Origin of the sequence: Pseudomonas sp. (assembly GCF_048265905.1) — a bacterium.
In the GTDB taxonomy this organism is placed as follows: Bacteria; Pseudomonadota; Gammaproteobacteria; order Pseudomonadales; family Pseudomonadaceae; genus Aquipseudomonas.
Map to the genome: position 1 here is coordinate 389,536 of NZ_JBLXAP010000001.1, position 21,027 is coordinate 410,562.

At 54.2% G+C, this 21,027-nt stretch carries 18 protein-coding genes; 9 read left to right on the forward strand and 9 right to left on the reverse strand.

Annotated features, from left to right (window positions below; all coding sequences use genetic code 11):
• Positions 1-67 precede the first annotated feature (67 nt).
• Entirely contained in the window at positions 68-964 is an 897-nt protein-coding gene (locus ACN0UH_RS01845) for a GIDE domain-containing protein (RefSeq protein WP_417660454.1), read from the reverse strand.
• A 3-nt stretch (positions 965-967) separates the two neighbouring features.
• Complete coding sequence (locus tag ACN0UH_RS01850) at positions 968-1,540, reverse strand: LemA family protein (protein ID WP_417660455.1); 573 nt, start codon at positions 1,538-1,540, stop codon at positions 968-970.
• A 201-nt stretch (positions 1,541-1,741) separates the two neighbouring features.
• On the opposite strand from ACN0UH_RS01850, the gene ACN0UH_RS01855 reads away from it, so the two are divergent.
• The 7 genes from ACN0UH_RS01855 (at position 1,742) to ACN0UH_RS01885 (ending at position 13,174) form a co-directional block, all read left to right on the forward strand.
• A complete protein-coding gene (locus tag ACN0UH_RS01855) occupies positions 1,742-3,091 on the forward strand; it encodes an imelysin family protein (RefSeq protein ID WP_417660456.1) in 1,350 nt (449 codons plus the stop codon).
• Positions 3,092-3,289: 198 nt separating this feature from the next.
• The gene (locus tag ACN0UH_RS01860) at positions 3,290-4,717 is read left to right on the forward strand and encodes a di-heme oxidoredictase family protein (protein WP_417660457.1); all 1,428 of its coding nucleotides are present in this window, start codon (positions 3,290-3,292) and stop codon (positions 4,715-4,717) included.
• A 9-nt stretch (positions 4,718-4,726) separates the two neighbouring features.
• A complete protein-coding gene (locus ACN0UH_RS01865; RefSeq protein WP_417660458.1) occupies positions 4,727-5,788 on the forward strand; it encodes an imelysin family protein in 1,062 nt (353 codons plus the stop codon).
• Entirely contained in the window at positions 5,789-6,883 is a 1,095-nt protein-coding gene (locus tag ACN0UH_RS01870) for a DUF1513 domain-containing protein (protein WP_417660459.1), read from the forward strand.
• A gap of 202 nt (positions 6,884-7,085) precedes the next feature.
• Complete coding sequence (locus ACN0UH_RS01875; RefSeq protein ID WP_417660460.1) at positions 7,086-8,717, forward strand: methyl-accepting chemotaxis protein; 1,632 nt, start codon at positions 7,086-7,088, stop codon at positions 8,715-8,717.
• 213 nt (positions 8,718-8,930) lie between these two features.
• The gene (locus ACN0UH_RS01880) at positions 8,931-10,076 is read left to right on the forward strand and encodes an efflux RND transporter periplasmic adaptor subunit (protein WP_417660461.1); all 1,146 of its coding nucleotides are present in this window, start codon (positions 8,931-8,933) and stop codon (positions 10,074-10,076) included.
• Between the two features lie 26 nt (positions 10,077-10,102).
• Positions 10,103-13,174 (forward strand): multidrug efflux RND transporter permease subunit, encoded by a 3,072-nt coding sequence (locus ACN0UH_RS01885; protein ID WP_417660462.1) that lies wholly within the window; start codon positions 10,103-10,105, stop codon positions 13,172-13,174.
• 111 nt (positions 13,175-13,285) lie between these two features.
• Here ACN0UH_RS01885 and ACN0UH_RS01890 read toward each other — a convergent pair whose 3' ends face one another.
• The 5 genes from ACN0UH_RS01890 to ACN0UH_RS01910 all read right to left on the reverse strand — a co-directional run bounded on the left by ACN0UH_RS01890 (position 13,286) and on the right by ACN0UH_RS01910 (position 17,396).
• Complete coding sequence (locus tag ACN0UH_RS01890) at positions 13,286-13,501, reverse strand: hypothetical protein (protein ID WP_417660463.1); 216 nt, start codon at positions 13,499-13,501, stop codon at positions 13,286-13,288.
• Between the two features lie 324 nt (positions 13,502-13,825).
• Positions 13,826-15,472 (reverse strand): chaperonin GroEL, encoded by a 1,647-nt coding sequence (groL, locus tag ACN0UH_RS01895; protein ID WP_417660464.1) that lies wholly within the window; start codon positions 15,470-15,472, stop codon positions 13,826-13,828.
• A gap of 47 nt (positions 15,473-15,519) precedes the next feature.
• Positions 15,520-15,813 carry a co-chaperone GroES gene (locus tag ACN0UH_RS01900; RefSeq protein ID WP_010486228.1) on the reverse strand — a complete coding sequence of 98 codons (294 nt, stop codon included), beginning with the start codon at positions 15,811-15,813 and terminating at the stop codon, positions 15,520-15,522.
• Positions 15,814-16,145: 332 nt separating this feature from the next.
• Positions 16,146-16,601, reverse strand: a complete 456-nt coding sequence (locus tag ACN0UH_RS01905; RefSeq protein WP_417660465.1) for an FxsA family protein — start codon at positions 16,599-16,601, stop codon at positions 16,146-16,148.
• A 69-nt stretch (positions 16,602-16,670) separates the two neighbouring features.
• Positions 16,671-17,396, reverse strand: coding sequence for a HugZ family protein (locus ACN0UH_RS01910; RefSeq protein ID WP_417660466.1), 726 nt, complete (start codon positions 17,394-17,396; stop codon positions 16,671-16,673).
• Between the two features lie 239 nt (positions 17,397-17,635).
• Between ACN0UH_RS01910 and ACN0UH_RS01915 the strand changes: the two genes are divergently transcribed.
• The gene (locus tag ACN0UH_RS01915) at positions 17,636-18,394 is read left to right on the forward strand and encodes an SDR family oxidoreductase (RefSeq protein WP_087518030.1); all 759 of its coding nucleotides are present in this window, start codon (positions 17,636-17,638) and stop codon (positions 18,392-18,394) included.
• Positions 18,395-18,468: 74 nt separating this feature from the next.
• Here the strand turns inward: ACN0UH_RS01915 and ACN0UH_RS01920 are convergent, their stop codons facing one another.
• Positions 18,469-19,491, reverse strand: a complete 1,023-nt coding sequence (locus ACN0UH_RS01920; protein WP_417660467.1) for a DUF481 domain-containing protein — start codon at positions 19,489-19,491, stop codon at positions 18,469-18,471.
• Positions 19,492-19,621: 130 nt separating this feature from the next.
• The gene (locus tag ACN0UH_RS01925) at positions 19,622-20,620 is read right to left on the reverse strand and encodes a DUF481 domain-containing protein (RefSeq protein WP_417660468.1); all 999 of its coding nucleotides are present in this window, start codon (positions 20,618-20,620) and stop codon (positions 19,622-19,624) included.
• Between ACN0UH_RS01925 and ACN0UH_RS01930 the strand changes: the two genes are divergently transcribed.
• The gene (locus tag ACN0UH_RS01930) at positions 20,619-21,011 is read left to right on the forward strand and encodes an MGMT family protein (RefSeq protein ID WP_417660469.1); all 393 of its coding nucleotides are present in this window, start codon (positions 20,619-20,621) and stop codon (positions 21,009-21,011) included. The genes ACN0UH_RS01925 and ACN0UH_RS01930 overlap by 2 nt on opposite strands.
• Positions 21,012-21,027 lie beyond the last annotated feature (16 nt).

Sequence of the window (21,027 nt, forward strand, 5' to 3'; positions counted from 1 at the left end):
TTGTAGTCGCCTGGATTAAACAGCAGGCAATTACCGGCTGCTTTAAGGTGTTAATTCTGCGCTGAACCTATAATGGTTTTATGCCGAGAAACCAGGCACAACTTATTGCTCCCAGCAGACACACCAGCGCAGCACCTGCAGCTTGCCAGTAAAAGCCGCGGGCCAATTCATCCTCCCCCGTGGTTGAGAGCACGAAAGGTTGCGACTCGCGCGGCTTTGCCAGGTGATGCAAAGCAGGCTTGAGGCTCTGCTGCCGATGGCGATCCTCCGCCTCCAACTGTGCAGCCAAACGCACACGGCGCCATTCCTGATCATCGAGCAGGCCGTTATTGTCGCTGTCGAAGCGTTGCAACAGGCCGGAAAAATCAGACTTCCACTCACGAATCACTGCGCCTTGCTGCGCCGCTAAATCCAAGCCCTGACGACCGCCACCCGAACTGCGAAAATCCCCAATCGCATAAAGGGGTTGGCCAACGTGCAAACGTTCCTCGGTATAGCGATAATTTTTACCGATACTGAGAAAGCCCAGCAGGCCGCGCTTATTGGCCAAACGTGGGTGACGCTGGCGGCCATTCCAGACCTCTCGCGTCGTCGTTCGGACGTGCGCGCCGTCAGGGTTAATCAAGCAATCGCCGGTGCCATCGTTCAGCGTAAATAACGCATCACTGACACCCGATTCGAGCGAGCGCCAGGATCGCTTGTTATCGTCCTGAACATGCTCTTCGATCTTGAAGCGCCACCAAACACAGGGCTTACCGGTTAATGGGCCGATCACAGTGCTTTCAGGCTGCGCAGTTATAACCCCGTAGAATTCAACATAACCTTGCGCCGCCGAACGAATCTTGGAGGTTGGCGTATCCAGCAAATGCCGCGCCTGTGAGACTCGGCGCAGACACCACCAAGCACTTACAGCCGAAGCGCCAACACTCACGGCCAAGCCAAACCACTGCGCTTCGATGGCCATGACTCAGTTGAACAATGACTTGATACTTACATCAGCTTTCTCGGCCTCACTGAACTGCAGCAAGTCGCCTGATTTAAAGCCCATCGCCCGCGCGACAAGCACATCCGGGAACTGCTCGATGCGCACGTTATTGAGATTAACGGCCTCGTTATACAGTTCACGACGATCAGCAATGCCGTTCTCCAAACCGCTGATGCGTTGCTGGAGGTGCTGAAAGCTTTCATTGGCTTTTAGCTCAGGGTAATTCTCAGCCAAGGCAAACAGCTGGCCCAAACCCGCGCGCAGACCGCTTTCGGCCTTGCCCAAAGCAGGCACGTCGCCCTGCTCACGCGCCTTGGATACCGCTTGGCGCGCAGCAACAACCTGCTCAAGTGTTGTGCGCTCGTGTTGCATGTATTGCTTGCAGGTTTCTACCAGCTTGGGCAGTTCTTCGTGGCGCTGCTTGAGCATCACATCGATATTAGCCCAAGCTTTACTGATGCTGTGTTTCAAACGCACCAAGCCGTTATAAAGCGTCACTGCATAGCCTGCGAGCAGCACTATGATGACGATGAACACAATACTGGTGAGGCTCATGAAGGTTTCCCCATAACGACTACAAATGGTTGATAGTGGCATTCTAGCGGCATTCAGTTGCTAACAGAGTGACCCAGTGCATGAGTTTTTTATAAGAATTAGTCGTAACACTCTTTACACGGAATGCAAATCTTTCGCATTATGTTGTGAGTTTATAGGCGCAAGCGCTAATTCTTCTTATCAACTGCAAAGGATGTTGTCATGATTCGTATGCCCCTGGCCTCCGCCAGCCTGCTGGCCATTGCTATCTCTCTCGCCGGCTGTGGCGAAGACAAGGCGCCTACCACTCAGGCAGCCAATACTGAAACCGAGCAAGCCACTCCAACTGCCGCTGCAGAGAAAGTAGATAGCGCAAACTCATATGATGAAGCTGCTGCCAAAGCAGTTGTTTCACACTATGCCGACATCGCCTTCGCGGTATTCAGCGACGCGGCCAGCACAGGCAAAGCCCTGCACGCTGCGATTGAGACCTTTCTTGCCACACCAAACGACGCCAACCTGAAGGCTGCTCGCGAAGCCTGGGTCGCTGCACGTACTCCTTACATGCAGACCGAAGTGTTCCGTTTTGGTAACGCAATCGTTGACGATTGGGAAGGCCAACTCAATGCCTGGCCTCTCGATGAAGGCCTGATTGACTACGTCGCCAAGGATTACCAGCACGCACTGGGTAACCCTGGCGCAACAGCCAATATCGTGGCTAACACTGAAATTCAAGTTGGCGAAGATAAAGTCGACGTCAGCAAAATCACTCCAGAAGTACTCGCCAGCCTGAATGAGCTGGGCGGTTCGGAAGCCAACGTTGCTACCGGTTATCACGCGATCGAGTTCCTGCTTTGGGGCCAAGACCTTAACGGCACCAACCCAGGTGCGGGCGAGCGCCCAGCGACCGACTTCGTTGTTGGCGAAGGTGCAACTGGCGACAACAACGAGCGTCGCCGTGAGTACCTGAAAGCCGCCGCTGACCTTTTAGTAAGCGACCTGGATGAAATGGTTGGCCAATGGCAAGCCGGTGTTGCTGACAACTATCGCGCCAGCCTTGAAAAAGACGATGCTAAGAACGGCCTGCGTAAAATGCTCTTCGGCATGGGCAGCTTGTCGCTGGGTGAACTGGCTGGCGAACGCATGAAGGTTTCCCTGGAAGCCAACTCGACTGAAGACGAGCAGGATTGCTTCAGCGACAACACTCACAACGCACACTTCTACGACGCCAAAGGTATCCGCAACATCTACCTGGGCGAGTACAAGAAAGTTGATGGCACCATGCTTTCCGGTCCAAGCCTGTCTTCACTGGTAGCCAAGTCTGACGCAAAAGCTGACGAGACCCTGAAAGCTGACCTGGCTGACACCGAAGCCAAGCTGCAAGTCATGGTCGACAGCGCCAACAACGGTGAGCACTACGACCAACTGATTGCCGCCGACAACGCCAAAGGCAACCAGATCGTACGTGATGCAATCGCCGCACTGGTCAAGCAAACCGGCGCTATCGAGCAAGCTGCTGGCAAACTCGGCATCAGCGACCTCAACCCAGATACCGCCGATCACGAGTTCTAAGCGAGACGGTTGTCGATCAAAGCCGGTGCGTTAACAGCGCACCGGCTTTTTTATGTCTGCGCGACACTGACTTGACCGCCTTTGCCCTGCGACCTAGTAGCGCAGTACCATCCAAACCTTGTTGATAACGCAAATCGCTCTTATTTAAATACTGCTGTGCTGATATGATTGCGCGCAGTTTTTCTCGGATTCATGCTGATGTTGACGCTGTCGCAACGCCCTACCCAATTAATAGCCCTCGTTTTGGCGTTGGTCTTGAGTGGGTGTGAAAAGCCTCCTCAGTTCACTCAGGCAGAACCGGGTGAAGCACTCTCCGGCGGCAGCACCAGCGTGTCCAAAGCAGATCACAATGCTTACTCGCAACCTTCGGCGAATCTCTCACCCTTGCGGCGTTTGGATTTCAGCGTGGGCAACAGCTTCTTCCGTAACCCATGGGTTATCGCCCCAGCCACAACAATCGCGCGTGACGGTCTTGGCCCACTCTTCAATACAAACGCCTGCCAAAATTGTCATATAAAAGACGGCCGTGGACATCCGCCAAAGCCTGATGCCGTCACCGCCACCTCAATGTTGGTGCGCTTGTCGATCCCGGCAACGACTGCCGAGCAGGCAAAAATAATTCAACGCCTTGGCGTGGTTCCAGAGCCGACTTACGGCGGCCAGTTGCAGGATATGGCCAACCCCGGCGTCGCCCCGGAAGGCAAAGTACGCATGAGCTATACCCTGAGCAACGTCGAGTTCAAAGACGGCAGCAAGTTTGAGTTGCGCAAACCAACGCTGAACATCACTCAACTCGGCTATGGCCCGATGCATCCAGACACGATGTTTTCGGCGCGCATCGCCCCGCCTATGATTGGCCTGGGTTTGCTCGAAGCTATTGCCGAGGCTGACATTCTGGCCAACGCCGACCCGGACGACAGCAACGACGATGGTATCTCGGGTCGGCCCAATCAAGTTTGGAATGATGAGTTGGGGCAAACCGTGCTTGGTCGTTTCGGTTGGAAAGCTGGACAACCCACCCTGAACCAACAAAATGCTCATGCCTTTGCCGGCGACATGGGCCTCACCACCAGTTTACTGAAGAGCGACGACTGCACGGCGGCACAGGCCGATTGCCTTGCCGCACCTAATGGCGGAGAACCCGAAGTCAGCGACAAACTGCTCGCCAGCATTCTGTTTTACAGTCGCAATCTGGCTGTGCCAGCGCGCCGCGATGTTGGCAGCGCTGAAGTGCTCAAAGGCAAAAACCTGTTTTACCAAGCCCAGTGCAATGCCTGCCACATAGAGAAATTCACCACGGCGGCCGATGCAGCCGAGCCTGAACTGGCGAATCAAACCATTCGCCCATTCACCGATATGCTGCTACATGACATGGGCCCCGATTTATCTGACAATCGCCCTGAGTTTGCTGCCACCGCTCAAGAATGGCGCACACCGCCACTGTGGGGCATTGGCTTGACTCAAGCCGTCAACGGACATACCCAGTTTTTACATGACGGTCGCGCACGCAACCTGCTCGAAGCTATTGCCTGGCATGGAGGCGAGGCCGAAGCGGCCAAACAACGCGTTTTAGCTTTTAACGCCGAGGAGCGCAAAGCGCTGCTGGCCTTTCTGAATTCGCTATAGGAGCTGCACATGAATCGCTCACCATTAACTCTCGCACTACTGAGCGTTTTACTCGGCGCCTGCGCACCAAGTGATCCACAACAAAAAGTCACCTCTGCATTAGCCGATGGTGTGATCCTGCCCGCCTACAGCTCCTGGGCTGAAGCAGACCAAAAACTGGCAGCAAGCGCCCAAGCATTCTGCGCAGGTGAGCAGGACTTGCCGCAAGCGCGTGAAGCATTCCTCGCGGCACAAAGTGCATGGGCTGGCCTGCAAACCGTTCTGGTCGGACCAATGACAGAGGGTAACCGGGCTTGGCAGGTACAGTTCTGGCCGGACAAAAAGAACCTTGTCGCCCGCCAGGTGCAAGCTTTGCTGAAGAACAAACCACAGCTCACACCTGCCGACCTGGAGAAGTCCAGCGTCGTAGTCCAGGGTTTGACCGCCTATGAATACATCCTCTACGACGAGTCAATCGATCTGACCGATGCTCAACAGAAAACCCGCTACTGCCCGCTGATTATCGCGATCGGTGATCACCAGCAAAAGCTCTCAGCCGACGTATTGGCTGATTGGCAAGCTAAAGACGGCGTTGCCAACCAGCTCAAAGAGTTCCCTAACGCACGCTACACCGAAGCACCTGAGGCGCTTGCTGATGTACTGCGCAGCCAGGTCACTGCAATTGATGTGCTGAAGAAAAAGCTCGGCACTCCATTGGGTCGTCAAAGCAAAGGCCAGCCACAACCTTATCAGGCCGAAGCCTGGCGCAGTCACGCAAGCCTGTCCAACATCGCGGCAACTCTGGCCAGCGCCGAACGCATCTGGCATGGCGCCAATCAGGATGGTGTGCAAAGTTTGCTTGGTAGCGATCAGGACGCACTGAAAGAACGTATCAACGCGGCTTATATCGACACTCGCCAACGTCTTGCTGCCGTGAAACGCCCGCTGGCTGAACTGCTCAAAGAAGAAGACGGCCGCGCCGTACTCAATGAATTTTACGATAGCCTCAATGTGCTGCACCGACTGCACGAGGGCGAGCTGGCACGAACCCTGGGCATCCAGCTCGGCTTTAACGCCAACGACGGAGACTGAATGAAACGCAGAGCATTTCTGGGCCTGGCCGGCACCGCGCTTGCCGCTAGCGCCTTCGGTGGCTGGACACTGGTCAACAACACTTCACAGCCATTACTGGTCTCGGCCCGTGACGGCAGCAATGGCCAACACTACGCAGTCGGTTACCATCTCGATGGCAGCCAGGCGTTCGCCACCCAGGTCAAAGAACGCTGCCACGACGTAGTGCCGCACCCGAGCCAGCCAATGGCATTGTTCGTGGGGCGCCGTCCAAGTACCGAGAGTTACTTGATCGACACCCGCGACGGCAAGCTGTTGCAGACATTGACCTCGCCTGCCGAGCGTCACTTCTATGGCCATGGCGCTTTTCATAAAGATGGCAACTGGCTGTACGCCACGGAAAACGACACTTCTGAACCGGGGCGCGGTGTAATCAGCGTCTACCGCGTACAAGGCACGAAGCTTGAGCGTGACCATGAGCTTTCAACCCACGGCGTCGGGCCACACCAATTGCTATGGCTGCCCGATGGCGAAACACTGGTCGTAGCCAATGGCGGCATTCGAACCGAGGCAGAAAGCCGGGTCGAGATGAACCTCGATGCGATGGAACCCAGCCTGGTATTGCTCAAACCTGATGGCACGCTAATCAGCAAAGAACAGTTGCCGGAGCGTATGAACAGCGTACGCCACCTGGCGATTGCCAGCGACGGCACCATTGTCAGCGGCCAGCAATATATGGGCGACATGGCGGACAAAGTGCCATTGCTGGCAATCAAACGCCCAGGGAAGCCATTCGAGCACTTTCCCCTGGCAGAAGAGCAACGCCAAGCCATGCGCCAGTACACCGCAAGCGTGGCGATCAACAGCGAGCTACGCTTGCTGGCCATGACCGCGCCACGCGGCAACCGGGTATTTATCTGGGATCTGGACAGCGGCGCGGTACGACTCGACGCCCCACTGCCCGATTGCGCCGGGGTCGGCGCTGTCGAACAAGGTTTCGTGGTGAGTTCCGGGCAGGGCCGTTGCCGGCTGTACGACTGCCGTGAAGACAAAATCGCTATGCAACCCCTGCAGTTGCCCGCTGGCTTGTGGGACAACCATCTGCGTCTCGCCTGACACCCTGCCCACGACCGCCAGCCAGACAACTTGACTGGCCGGCGGTCATATTCCCCCCGCCCACTCTCAAGAACCAAAGTTTATCGCCGACAAAGGCGACAGCAACTTTCCATGCGCACATTGTGCACAACACGGAAGTTTCACCACCTAGCAAAGTGGTGCGCACAAAGCGGCTTACAACTTTTGGATAGAGATCAAAGCGATGATTTTAAAACACTCCCTACGCGCGCAAATCCTTGCCCTGCTGAGCGGAAGTCTACTGCTCATATTGGTCATCGCACTGCTGTGCTTTGCATTTCTGTCCAGTTCGATGCAGTCCTACCGCAGCCTGATTGATGGCCCAATGCTCTCATCACGGCTGGTCAATGAAGCCAACGTTGAATTCAAAACTCAGGTTCAGGAGTGGAAGAATGTACTTCTGCGCGGCAAGAACCCAGCCGACCGCGACAAGTATTGGCAGCAATTTCAAACCAAAGAAACCAAAGTTCAGCAAACGCTCAAACAGCTTGCGCAAAATGCCGCTGCAAACAATAAGCACCAACTACAAACCCAAACTGAAAATCTGCTTAGTGAACACCGTACAATGGGCAACGCCTACCGAAGTGGCTTTCAAGCGTTTGTCGACGCAGGTGGCGATGCAGCGGTTGGTGATGCGGCAGTTAAAGGTATAGACCGAGCGACCAGCCAGAAGATGGAAGAGTTGGTCAGTCAATTGTCTAAACACAGCCAAGAGCAATCAGTCATGATTGGTGCCCAAGCCAGTCAGGCCTTGAGCTTAGGCATTGGCTTTATGCTTATTTCGAGTGTGATTGTCGGCCTGGTCAGCCTGTGGCTGGTCAATCGCAACCTTGTGAATCCAATACAGCAACTGATCGAGTACATCGCTCAACTCAGCCAGGGCAACTTTGCCAATCGCGCCGAGGTCAATCGCCAAGATGAACTCGGGCGCTTGGCTGTCGCAGCGAATACTTTGCGCGACTTCCTGGCTGAGACCTTCATTCAACTCCAGCGCAGTACCACCGACCTGGAAAGTTCCAGTAGCGAATTGAGTGCAATAGCGACGGTGATGGCCCAAGGCAGCCGCGACCAATTTACCCGTACAGACCAAGTTGCCACCGCCATGCATGAGATGTCCGCCACCGCGCAAGAAGTTTCCCGCCACGCCGGTGAAGCTGCCAACGCTGCCGATGATGCCGACAGCTCTGCGCAGCAAGGCGAGCAGGTTATGCAGGCCACCATCGAAACCATCACCCACATGAGTCAGGAAATCATGACCACCGCTGGGGTAATCCGCCAACTCGAAGGCGATAGTGGCCGCATCAGCAAGGTTCTTGAAGTCATCCGCGGGATTGCTGAGCAAACCAACCTGCTCGCGCTCAACGCGGCGATCGAAGCTGCACGTGCCGGTGAGGCGGGTCGCGGCTTTGCCGTAGTTGCTGATGAAGTGCGCACGCTGGCCCAGCGTACCGCCGAATCAACCGCTGAGATCAACCAGATCATCAACACCGTACAAACCGGCGCCAGCAATGCCGTGCAGGCTATCGACAGCGGTCAAAAGCTAAGCGACAAAGGCCTTGAGCAAGTCACAGAAGCAGGCCTCAAGTTGCAACAGATCACGGCAGCGGTTGAGGCGATCCGTGACATGAATCGTCAGATCGCAACCGCCGCAGAAGAGCAAACAGCAGTTGCCGAAGATATTTCGTGCAACCTGACAGAGATAACCACCATCGCCAGTGAAAATGAAAAAAACGTGCAGCGCACTGAAATTGCCAGCCAAAACCTGCGCAACCTGTCAACTGGCCTTAGCGATGTGACCCAGCGCTTGAGCGCATAACCTGACTGCACAATAGGCATGTATGGTTGCATGCCTATTGCGTCGTTCAGCGCTGAAGATGCAGGCAACGCAACGAAAACAGGCGAACTTGCCAGATCGCGCACACACCGAAATCATTTGTTAATTGCAGGCTTTGACTTGCCCTCACAACGGCACTAATGTTCCACCTTGGCCAATAATTTAGGCTCCCTTTACCTGCCAAGGATATGCAACATGTTGCTTCGCCGGATGCTAATAATGATAGGCGTCGTTGTTCTGGTAGTGCTCGCTCTGGGCGCTTACAAGGGCTACACCATCTACCAACAAATCCAAATGTTCTCAGCCCCCGCGCCAGCGATCAGTGTCAGTGCCAGCACTGTTGCAGAGCGCCCGTGGCAGCAACGTATTCCCGCGATCGGCACTCTAAGGGCATTTCAAGGTGTTGACCTGACAGTTGAGGTCAGCGGCATTGTGCAAAGCGTGCTGTTTAATTCAGGCGAGCAGGTCAAGCAAGATCAGCCGTTGGTTCAGATGAGCAGCGATGTTGAAACTGCAAACCTGGCAACCGCCAAGGCAGACCTTGATCTCGCACGCGTGGAGTTTGCACGCGGGAAAAAACTGGTCGCTCAACAGAACCTGTCAAAAAGTGAATACGACCGCCTTGCAGCAGAGAACGCCAAGGCCAGTGCCAGTGTCAAACAGCTGGAAGCATTGCTGGCGAAGAAACGCATACTTGCCCCCTTTAGCGGAACCATCGGTATCCGTCAGGTAGACGTAGGCGACTTCCTCTCATCAGGCACTTACATCGCCACCTTGCAGGACATCTCGCAGCTGTATTTGGACTTCTTCCTCCCGGAGCAAGATGTCCCGAAAATAGCCCTTGGCCAGACCATTAGCTTCAGTGTCGCGGCGTACCCGCAGCAAAATTTCACCGCAACTATTTCTGCGATCAACCCTAAGGTTGAGGACAGCACGCGCAACGTACAAGTGCGCGCGACGCTTGAAAACCCAGACAACAAACTACTGCCGGGCATGTTTGCCAACCTGCAATTGCTGTTACCTGACAACAGTGCGCAGAAAGTCATTCCTGAAACAGCCATCACCTACACCCTGTATGGCAACTCGGTGTATGTGATCTCTGAAAAGAAAGACGAACAAGGCAATGTGGTCAAAGAAGAGGATGGCCAACCCCAGTTGGTTGCCCAGCGGCGCGTAGTTGAAACTGGCGAGCGGCGCGATGGCCAAGTGGTGATTTTGAAAGGTTTGCAGACCGGTGAACGGGTGGTGACTTCGGGCCAGCTAAAACTCGATAACGATGCTCACGTAAAAATCGCCGACCAACCTTCAGCAACGGCCAGCACGTCTGGCGCCGAACAATAAGCGGCGCTCAGCCCAAGGAATCAGACATGGCTTTTACTGACCCATTTATTCGGCGCCCAGTTTTGGCGACCGTGGTCAGTTTGTTGATTATCCTGCTCGGTTTGCAGGCCTTCAATAAACTGACTATTCGCGAATACCCGCAACTCGAGAATGCGCTAATCACCGTCACCACCTCCTACCCCGGAGCGAATGCGGAGACTATTCAGGGCTACATCACTCAGCCCTTGCAGCAAAGCCTGGCCAGCGCCGAGGGCATTGATTACATGACCTCGGTAAGTCGCCAGAACTTCTCGGTGATTTCGATCTACGCGCGTATTGGTTCTGATAGCGACCGTTTGTTTACCGAGTTGCTGGCCAAGGCCAACGAGGTCAAGAACCAGTTGCCGCAAGACGCCGAAGACCCAGTGCTCTCAAAAGAAGCAGCTGATGCCTCTGCGTTGATGTACGTGAGTTTTTACAGTGATGAACTGACCAACCCGCAAATCACTGATTACCTGTCACGCGTTATCCAACCAAAGTTGGCGACTCTGCCGGGCATGGCCGAGGCCGAGATTCTCGGCAATCAGGTATTCGCCATGCGCTTGTGGCTCGACCCGGTGAAGATGGCCGCATATGGAATCACCGCAGGTGATGTAAATACGGCCGTACGCAAGTACAACTTCCTCTCCGCGGCTGGCGAGGTTAAAGGCGAATATGTCGTTACCAGCATCAATGCCGAAACCGACCTCAAGAGTGTTGAGGGCTTTGCTGCAATCCCGCTGAAAACCGATGGCGATAGCCGGGTTCTGATCGGCGATGTTGCACGCGTTGAAATGGGTGCGGAAAACTACGATTCGATCAGTTCCTTTGATGGTATTCCCTCGGTTTACATCGGTATCAAAGGCACCCCGAGCGCCAACCCGCTGGACGTGATCAAGGAAGTTCGCAAGATCATGCCATCGCTTGAGGCTCAGCTACCGCCAAACCTCAAAGTCTCGATCGCCTACGACGCCACGCTATTTATCCAGGCCTCGATTGATGAAGTGGTCAAGACCCTCGGCGAGGCAGTCCTGATTGTCATCGTTGTGGTGTTCCTGTTCCTTGGTGCGCTGCGTTCAGTGTTGATCCCGGTGATCACCATCCCGCTGTCGATGATTGGCGTGCTGTTTTTCATGCAGCTCATGGGTTACTCGATCAACCTGCTGACGCTGCTGGCGATGGTACTGGCGATTGGTCTGGTGGTGGACGACGCGATTGTCGTGGTGGAGAACATCCACCGCCATATCGAAGAAGGTAAAACCCCGTTCGATGCCGCGATCGAAGGGGCACGCGAAATCGCTGTGCCGGTGGTCTCAATGACCATTACCTTGGCTGCCGTGTACGCGCCTATTGGCTTCCTTTCAGGGCTTACCGGGGCGCTGTTCAAAGAGTTTGCCCTGACCCTTGCAGGTGCGGTGATTATTTCCGGTATCGTCGCCCTGACGTTGTCACCGATGATGTGCTCGAAACTGCTGCGCCATGAAGAAAAGCCCAGCGGGCTTACCCACAAGCTGGATAAAATCTTCGATGCACTGAAAAACCGTTACCAGCGCAGTTTGCACAGCACTCTTGAAACCCGCGCTGTGGTTCTGGTGTTCGCAATCATCGTCATGTGTTTGATTCCGGTGTTGCTCAAATTCACCAAAAGCGAACTGGCGCCTGAAGAGGATCAAAGCATCATCTTCATGTTTGCCAATGCGCCGCAACCGACCAACCTTGATTACCTGAACAAGTACACCGATCAATTCCTGCCGATATTCAAGGACATCCCAGAGTACAACTCCTGGTTCCAGATCAATGGTTTTAACGGTGTGCAATCGGGTATTGGCGGTTTCCAGTTGAAACCCTGGGACCAACGCTCACGCACCCAAATGGAATTGCTGCCTGAGGTGCAAGCCAAGCTCGACCAGATCCCGGGCTTGCAGGTATTTGCCTTCAACCTGCCCTCCTTGCCAGGCACGGGAGAAGGTTTGCCATTTCAGTTTGTGGTCAACACACCGAATGATTACGAGTCACTGCTGGCACTGACTGACAAGATCAAAAAGCGTGCAGAAGAATCCGGGAAGTTCGCTTTCCTTGACGTTGACCTCGCATTCGACAAGCCAGAGGTGGTGGTTGATATCGACCGCGAAAAAGCCGCGCAGATGGGCGTGTCAATGGAAGATATCGGCACCGCCCTTTCCAGCTTGCTCGGCGAAGGCGAAATCAACCGATTCACTATCGAGGGCCGCAGCTACAAGGTTATCGCTCAAGTCGAGCGGGCTTACCGAGATAACGCCGATTGGCTGAACAGCTACTACGTAAAGAGTGAAAGTGGCGCACTGTTACCGCTGTCGACGCTGATTAAAGTCAGCGACCGTGCACGGCCGACTCAGCTCAACCAATTCCAGCAGCTTAACTCGGCAATCATCCAAGGCTTTCCGATTGTCAGCATGGGTGAGGCCATCGACACGGTTCGCCAGATCGCGGAGGAAGAAGCCCCTGTTGGCTACTCGTTTGACTACGCGGGTTCTGCACGTCAGTACATTCAAGAAGGCGCCGCGCTGTATACAACCTTCGGTATCGCCTTGGCACTGATATTCCTAGTGCTGGCTGCGCAGTTCGAGAGCTTCCGCGATCCGCTGGTGATTATGGTTACCGTACCGCTGTCGATTTGCGGAGCATTGATACCGCTGTTTCTCGGGCTATCGAGTATGAATATCTATACTCAAGTCGGCTTGGTGACCTTGATCGGGCTGATTACCAAGCACGGTATTCTGATTGTCGAGTTCGCCAATCAGTTGCGCCGGGAAAAAGGCATGTCTCGTCGTCGGGCTATTGAGGAAGCAGCCGCAATTCGTCTGCGTCCAGTACTGATGACCACCGCCGCAATGGTCTTCGGTATGGTGCCGCTGATTCTAGCGACCGGTGCGGGCGCGGTGAGTCGCTTTGACATCGGCTTGGTGATTGCCACCGGCATGACTGTCGGCACCTTGTTCACCTTGTTCGTATTGCCATGTGTGTACAGCCTGATTGCACACCCGGACACCAAAGCTGATGCACCTGCGCCTGAATTAACCACTCAACCTATAGCGCCATAAAGCGCTTGAACACAAAAAGCCCCGCACTCGCGGGGCTTTTTGTTGAGGCTGAAGACACTGCCTGATGACATACGCCGCGAACAATCCACTCGCGCGATGCTTTGTGGTGGCCTAGCGTACGGGCTGGGACATGCCGAACATAAATAACAGCAGGTCATGATCAGGTTTGGTTTGTTGATCCATACGCTGACTGACTGGCATTGGGCAATAACCCTGACTGAAGCCAGTAATGACTTGCGGGCTGCCTTCACTCCACGCGGCGAATGCTATAGACGTCACACCGAGTGCGGCGACCAGAAACAAACCTCGAGCAATTTCTAACTTCATTACCGCAACCTCTTGATAGCGCTGCCAAACGCGTTGTATTAACGTAGATCACCTAGCTTAATTTTGTCAGCTTAGGCGACAAACGGTAGACGCTTAAATCAAGGCTGCAGGTGAATAAAGCAACAACATGCGCAGGACTCAAGGAATATCGGCAGGGTTCTGAACCTCATGCGCCATGATTGGTTCAATCTGTAATCGATATTTACAGATCGATCGTGAAGAAAGCGTCAATTGCCTCGAACTAAAGCTCATTAGTGGCTTTTATCAGGCATAAAAAAACCCCGCGACTTGCGCGGGGTTTTCAGGTACCAGGTGCAGGCTGGATTACATCATGCCGCCCATGCCACCCATACCACCCATGCCGCCCATATCAGGCATTGCAGGGGCTTTGTCGTCAGCTACTTCAGCGATCATCGCTTCAGTAGTGATCATCAGGCTGCCGATAGAGGAAGCAGCTTGCAGCGCCGAACGAGTCACTTTAGCTGGATCGAGGATACCCATTTCGATCATGTCGCCGTATACGCCAGTCGCAGCGTTGTAACCGTAGTTACCTTCGCCTTGCTTGACCTTGTCGACTACAACGCTAGGCTCGTCGCCTGCGTTAGCAACGATCTGACGCAGTGGCGCTTCAACCGCGCGACGCAGCAGTGCGATACCAACGTTCTGATCTTCGTTGTCGCCTTTCAGGTCAACGATGGCCTGCAGAGCGCGAACCAATGCCACGCCACCGCCAGGAACCACGCCTTCTTCTACCGCAGCACGGGTAGCGTGCAGGGCGTCTTCAACACGGGCTTTCTTCTCTTTCATTTCAACTTCGGTGCCTGCACCGACTTTGATTACCGCAACACCACCAGCCAGTTTGGCCAGACGCTCTTGCAGCTTCTCTTTGTCGTAGTCCGAAGAAGTGTCTTCAACCTGCTTGCGGATCTGAGCAACGCGGGCTTCGATATCAACCTGCTGACCAGCACCGTCGATGATGGTGGTGTTTTCTTTGCTCAGAATCACGCGCTTGGCGTTACCCAAGTGCTCAAGAGTAGTGCTCTCAAGGCTCAGGCCGACTTCTTCAGAAATCACAGTACCGCCAGTCAGGATCGCGATGTCCTGCAGCATGGCTTTACGACGATCACCGAAGCCCGGGGCCTTAACGGCAGCAACCTTCACGATACCGCGCATGTTGTTCACAACCAGAGTCGCCAGGGCTTCGCCTTCAACGTCTTCAGCAACGATCAGCAGCGGACGACCGGCTTTGGCAACAGCTTCCAGCACCGGCAGCATTTCGCGGATGTTGGAGATTTTTTTGTCGACCAGCAGGATCAGCGGGGTTTCAAGCTCAGCAACCATGGTGTCTGGCTTGTTGATGAAGTACGGCGACAGGTAACCACGGTCAAACTGCATGCCTTCTACAACAGACAATTCGTTTTCCAGGCCCGAACCTTCTTCAACGGTGATCACGCCTTCTTTACCGACTTTTTCCATGGCTTCAGCGATGATGTCGCCGATGGAGTTATCGGAGTTGGCCGAGATAGTACCAACCTGAGCAATAGCCTTGGTGTCAGCGCATGGCTTGGACAGGTTCTTCAATTCTTTAACAATAGCGATGGTCGCTTTGTCGATGCCGCGCTTCAGGTCCATTGGGTTCATGCCAGCAGCGACGGCTTTGAGGCCTTCGTTGACGATAGCTTGAGCCAGAACGGTGGCGGTAGTTGTACCGTCGCCTGCTGCGTCATTCGCCTTGGAGGCAACGTCTTTAACCAGCTGAGCGCCCATGTTCTCAAAGCGATCTTTCAGCTCGATTTCTTTAGCAACAGAAACGCCGTCTTTGGTGATGGTTGGAGCACCGAAGCTCTTTTCCAGCACAACGTTACGGCCTTTAGGGCCCAGAGTTGCTTTAACAGCGTCAGCCAGGACGTTTACACCGGCGAGCATTTTTTTACGGGCGGAGTCGCCGAATTTAACTTCTTTAGCAGCCATGGAAATGGTTCCTCAATTCTTGACGGTTAAACGGAGATTCGTGGAAATCAGGCTTCAACAACAGCCAGAATTTCGCTTTCACCCATTACCAACAGGTCTTCGCCATCAACTTTGACGGTGTTGCTACCGGAGTAAGGGCCGAACACAACCTTGTCACCAACCTTGACGGCCAGTGCACGAACTTCGCCGTTGTCCAGCACGCGACCAGTGCCTACGGCAACGATCTCGCCTTGATTAGGCTTTTCTGCAGCGGAACCTGGCAGCACGATACCGCCAGCGGTCTTGGTTTCTTCTTCGCTGCGGCGAATCACTACGCGGTCATGCAGAGGACGAAGCTTCATTGTCGATCTCTCCCAATAGATTGTTTTATCAGCCGGTGTCTTCACCGACGGTTAGCAAAGTCCGGCGTTGCCGGTAGCGTTGCGCAATGCGCAACGCTGAAGTCTGTTCTGTCTAAATGACAGAAAACCTTGCGGTGTCTGCTACATGTGGGCGTAAAAGAGGATTTCAAGGGCGCCATGTATTTTTTTTACATAAACGCCAGCATTTACAGGCTCGAGCCGCAGGCCGAATCAGCCTGCTCACTTGGGCCATAACAGGCACTCAAGAAAAGCCCGCGCTAGGCACGGGCTCCGTTCAACATAAGGCTACGATCGCTGCAATCGCTACGATGTCAGTCGCGACGCTCGTACTCACCTTCGAGCACATTAGGACGCGAGTCCGCCGGACGCTGCGCCGCAGCAATATCATCGGCAAATGCGCGCTGACGTGCCGCCTGTTCGGCGGCCCGGGCACGAATTTTACCGACGAAGATTCGACGAGTGAACGGAATCAGACAGAACAGGCCGAAGATATCGCTGATAAAACCTGGCAGCAGCAGCAAACCACCGCCGACAGCAATCATCAGACCTTCAAGTACTTCCTGCTCTGGCAGTTCACCACGAGCAAGACGCTCACGAGCACGGAATGCCGTAGCGATACCGGCTACACGCAGAAGTATGCTACCCAGTACGGCAGAGCCGACTACCAGCAAAATAGTCGGCAGCGCACCAATTGCACTACCGACTTTAATCAATACGGCCAGCTCTATGAGCGGGAATAACAGAAACAAAAACAAAAAAGCACGCATCAGAGTTTCCTTAACGGAAGAACAGCTTCCTATGAGGATGAAGTATGGGTTCGCGCACTTAATTCAAGCTTAAGCAGCATTATTTCCCGGCCATTCATCGGCGTGAGCCAGCGCCACCAATGCCTGACGCACCGCACCAGGAGTGTTACAAATTGTTGGAAAAGCCAGCCAATAGATGCTTTTAGCGATAGACAGGTGAAAGCCTTCGCTATCAATACCCACCATTTGCGCCGGAGGCTGAGCCGGTAAACCGGCCAGTTCGACATAGTGGGCGATGGCTTTGCTGTGATCGGCATTCATATGCTCGAGCATGCTCAGCTCAGCTTCGCCAGCAAACTCGTTTGCCAACGTAACCTGATCAACCCAGTGAATAGCGCCAAAGCCGCCGATATAGCGACTTCTTACTGGCTCAAGGCGCCAGAAGTCGAAATCATGAGCCCGATGGTAATCTGCAGACTCGGGGAAATAGCGATAATAGCGTTCGGCTGCAGCCTCAATCGATTGAGTATCTTCAAGTCGACGAGCCTCGGCCAAAATGGTCAAGCGGCCTGCGGCCTGAACATCTTCAGCGGCACGCTCGCCGACCAATATCGAGCACTTTGGGTCACGCTGTAGATTATGAGTGTGCTGGGCGATGCGGCTGATAAGGATCAGCGGGTAGCCCTGCGCATCCAAGCAATACGGCACCACTGAGCCGAAAGGAAAGCCGGGCATGCTCTTGGAATGTGTCGAGAGTACGCCGCGGTATTCCTTGAGCAGCAATTCTCGGGCATGCTTAGCCGCGCTTAAGCTCATAATATGACTCCCTGCAAAGAATCCGTCACAAAAAAGAAATTGGAATGGCTGTTGCAACCAGCTTCCGCGAAACTGAATGCTTAAAAACCAATATGAAACACCCGTTGAAACGAGCAGTTTACGCGCTGCCGATATTTTTGTTCAGCAGGTTTCGCCTCTTTTGAGTGAAGCGGCTAGTCGTTCGAGGGGGATGACTGGCTGCCGCAGGGGCATACACACATTTTAGATGGGGAACCTCCATGCAACTGCAAGACAAAGTCATCATCATCACTGGCGGCTGCCAAGGCCTGGGCCGTGCCATGGGCGAATACCTGGCGAGCAAAGGTGCCAAGTTGGCACTGGTCGATCTCAACCAAGAGCGCCTCGATGAAGCGGTGGCTGCCTGTAAAGCGCTGGGTGCTGAGGCGCGCGCGTACCTGTGCAACGTCGCCAATGAAGAACAAGTCACGCACATGGTCGCTCAAGTCGCTGAAGACTTCGGCGCCATCAATGGCCTGGTTAACAACGCTGGCATTCTGCGCGACGGCCTGACCATCAAAGTCAAAGATGGTGAGATGAGCAAAATGAGCCTGGCTCAGTGGCAAGCCGTTATCGACGTCAACCTGACCGGCGTGTTCCTTTGCACCCGTGAAGTCGCGGCCAAGATGGTTGAACTGAAGAATCAAGGCGCGATCATCAACATTTCGTCGATCTCACGCGCAGGCAACATGGGCCAGGCCAACTACTCAGCCGCCAAGGCTGGTGTGGCTGCTGACACCGTAGTCTGGGCCAAAGAATTGGCGCGCTACGGTATCCGTGTTGCGGGCGTTGCACCTGGCTTTATCGAAACCGAAATGGTTGCCAGCATGAAGCCAGAAGCGCTGGAAAAAATGACCTCAGGTATTCCGCTGCGCCGCCTGGGCAAACCAGCTGAAATCGCCCATTCGGTCGCCTACATCCTTGAAAACGACTATTACACTGGCCGTATTCTTGAGCTTGATGGCGGTCTGCGTTTGTAATCGCTGCGCGCGACTAGCACGTGCAACTAAAAACGCCCCGCATTGCGGGGCGTTTTAATTACGTTTACTCGATACTACCAACCAACGCCGAAACCGAGGCTATAACGGGTTTCATCCAACTCGTTGTCGGAGTCGCCGCCACTGACCAGATCTTTCTCGGCCTTCATATTGAGCGAAGCCCAGTCAGTTACCTTGTAGCGCAGTCCGACCTCAGCATCAAAGGTGTACTCGGCTACGTTATCAAGCGGCTTGCCGACCTCACCCGTGGTGAAGAACTCAACAGCTTTACCCAGCAAATAGCGGTTGTAATCCCACTTGCCGCTAATTGCGTAGAAGTTTGACTCGTCGCCGTTGGCATACTCGTAATCAGTCCGGTTGATCAGCCCCGCGACAGAGAAAGCACCCAACTCGTCATCCCAGAACTGATAGCCGGGACCCGTACCGACCGTACGTTGGCGCTCTAACTCTTCGACTTTATCGCGCTTGTACTCAAGACGCCCTTGCCAGAACCAGTGCTCATCAAGAAAACGGTCAAGGGCATATTCAGCGTCCCAGTTATCCGTTGTGACCACATGATCCGAGAGTTCACGGTTGTAACCTGCTGTCGCATTGTGGCGCCAGCGACCGTGACGCGCCTGGGTCTTCAGGTCGATGTCGTAATCATCGGTATCGCTATCTGCTCGCTTGTAATCAAGCGCCGCATCAATATTACCGCGCCACGTCAGGTCTTCGACAATCGGCTTAGGCTTCATGATCTGGGTGATGCTTGCCAGCTCAATAGTGCGCGGCGCCTCGCCATTGACCAACACTACTTGCCCAGCCTCGCCAGCCCGCAGCGACTTGGCTCGTTCACCATGGATGTCGTCTTCCTTGACCAACAGCTCACGGTCGCTTTCAAGCGTTTTGATTTTGCTCCACGCCAACGGAATCGCTCCACCGTAATCGGTTTGCAGGAGTAATTTGTTGCCGTCAAAGAATTTGATTGTCCCGGTCAGGCGGTCGCCATTTTTAAGCCAGACTGTGTCAGCTAAAAGTGGCGAGGCAACCAAGGACAATGTGATGCTCAGTAACGCACGAGAAACTGTTTGTGAAAACATAGATGGACTATGACTGCTCAGATTCTAGAAAAAGTCGCGCATTATCTACTTTCGCGACACCTGAACAAGCACAGACCGAGCTTTTCCAGTCAAGTTCAGGATTTTCCCGACCAACCGACTCAAGTAATACCTACCAACCCACGCCAACACCAATCAAAAAGTTCTCATCGGTGTTATCACCAGCTTGCGCTTCGATGCGGTCTAGCTCATACAAAATAGACACCCGCGCCCAGTCATTTAGCCGGTAACGCAGGCCAAACTCACTTTCATAGACATAGTCAATTTCACTGATTTCAGGGAACTGGACTTCCGCATTGGTATAGAACTCCAGACGAGTCCCCCACAGCAGGCGCTTGTAATCCCAAACCAGTGAGAATGTGCGAAAACTCAAATCGCCACCGGGGTAGTCAAACTTGACGTGGTTGACCTGGCCAATCAAATCAAAACGCCCCAGAGAATCATCCCAGAACCGATAGCCGGGACCGGTGCCGATAATTTGCTGTTTTTCGACAAATTCAAGGTGATCGACTTGCTGTTCACCGCCCAGACGCCAAAACCAATGCTCGGTCAAAAATCGATCGATATCGTATTCAAGGTTCCAGTTGTCATCGGTCACACGATCGTTTTTAGTCTCACGTTCATATTCGCCATTCATCACCTGCCGCCAGCGTCCTTGCTCGATTCGCGTGTCGCCCTTGAGCCTGAACTCATCGGACTTATCATCCTTGCGTTCGAGATCAAGCTTGGCGTCAAGATTGCCCTCCCACGTAAAATCCTGAAGAAACTCACGCGCAGGCACCAGACGCGTCACGCTGGCCAGCGGTACGGTTTGCGTCGTGACATCGGTGATCCGCACCATTCCTTTGCCCGCCGCTGCTAGCTGCTTACTATGTTTGCTGTCTAAACCTTGGCGGCGAATGAGTAGCGGTTGCTCTGAGCTGAGTGTTTCGATATCAGACCAGTTGATTAATACTTGGCCCGCATACTTGGTCTTTAAAGACAGTTTCCCACCATCGAGCAGGATAATTTCGCCGCTAAGACGGTCTCCATTATTCAACCAGACCGTATCGGCCATAAGCGGCGCGGCAACCCACAACGAAATTAAGAGCAAGCAGGTACGCAGCCACATGATTGATCACCCAGACCTGGAACAGGTTAAATCAGCCAAGGATGCCGCCTTGCCATCATCCAACGCAAGTCAACAGGAGCGTAAAACAGCCTTGTATACCGTGCTCGCACAAATTCCTGAGGGGTGTGTAGTGAGTTATGGCCAGCTGGCCGAACTCGCGGGCCTTGGCCGTGCCGCGCGCTGGGTGGGCCGCACGTTAAGCCAACTGCCAGACGGCAGCAGCTTGCCGTGGCATCGAGTAGTTGCCGCAGGAGGCAGACTGAGCTTAAGTGCAGGCAGCCATTCTGGGGCAGAGCAACGCGCTCGATTACGGGCCGAAGGCATCACTATTCGAGGAGAAAAAGTGGATATCCGACAGCACGGCTGGCGTCCAATGGAGCACAGCGGTTAGAGTGCGCCCTTTGTTA

Coding starts and splice junctions, on each gene's coding strand:
- ACN0UH_RS01845 (WP_417660454.1), bottom strand. CDS start 964: ATGGCCATCGAAGCGCAGTGGTTTGGCTTGGCCGTGAGTGTTGGCGCT.
- ACN0UH_RS01850 (WP_417660455.1), bottom strand. CDS start 1,540: ATGAGCCTCACCAGTATTGTGTTCATCGTCATCATAGTGCTGCTCGCA.
- ACN0UH_RS01855 (WP_417660456.1), top strand. CDS start 1,742: ATGATTCGTATGCCCCTGGCCTCCGCCAGCCTGCTGGCCATTGCTATC.
- ACN0UH_RS01860 (WP_417660457.1), top strand. CDS start 3,290: ATGTTGACGCTGTCGCAACGCCCTACCCAATTAATAGCCCTCGTTTTG.
- ACN0UH_RS01865 (WP_417660458.1), top strand. CDS start 4,727: ATGAATCGCTCACCATTAACTCTCGCACTACTGAGCGTTTTACTCGGC.
- ACN0UH_RS01870 (WP_417660459.1), top strand. CDS start 5,789: ATGAAACGCAGAGCATTTCTGGGCCTGGCCGGCACCGCGCTTGCCGCT.
- ACN0UH_RS01875 (WP_417660460.1), top strand. CDS start 7,086: ATGATTTTAAAACACTCCCTACGCGCGCAAATCCTTGCCCTGCTGAGC.
- ACN0UH_RS01880 (WP_417660461.1), top strand. CDS start 8,931: ATGTTGCTTCGCCGGATGCTAATAATGATAGGCGTCGTTGTTCTGGTA.
- ACN0UH_RS01885 (WP_417660462.1), top strand. CDS start 10,103: ATGGCTTTTACTGACCCATTTATTCGGCGCCCAGTTTTGGCGACCGTG.
- ACN0UH_RS01890 (WP_417660463.1), bottom strand. CDS start 13,501: ATGAAGTTAGAAATTGCTCGAGGTTTGTTTCTGGTCGCCGCACTCGGT.
- groL (WP_417660464.1), bottom strand. CDS start 15,472: ATGGCTGCTAAAGAAGTTAAATTCGGCGACTCCGCCCGTAAAAAAATG.
- ACN0UH_RS01900 (WP_010486228.1), bottom strand. CDS start 15,813: ATGAAGCTTCGTCCTCTGCATGACCGCGTAGTGATTCGCCGCAGCGAA.
- ACN0UH_RS01905 (WP_417660465.1), bottom strand. CDS start 16,601: ATGCGTGCTTTTTTGTTTTTGTTTCTGTTATTCCCGCTCATAGAGCTG.
- ACN0UH_RS01910 (WP_417660466.1), bottom strand. CDS start 17,396: ATGAGCTTAAGCGCGGCTAAGCATGCCCGAGAATTGCTGCTCAAGGAA.
- ACN0UH_RS01915 (WP_087518030.1), top strand. CDS start 17,636: ATGCAACTGCAAGACAAAGTCATCATCATCACTGGCGGCTGCCAAGGC.
- ACN0UH_RS01920 (WP_417660467.1), bottom strand. CDS start 19,491: ATGTTTTCACAAACAGTTTCTCGTGCGTTACTGAGCATCACATTGTCC.
- ACN0UH_RS01930 (WP_417660469.1), top strand. CDS start 20,619: ATGATTGATCACCCAGACCTGGAACAGGTTAAATCAGCCAAGGATGCC.
- ACN0UH_RS01925 (WP_417660468.1), bottom strand. CDS start 20,620: ATGTGGCTGCGTACCTGCTTGCTCTTAATTTCGTTGTGGGTTGCCGCG.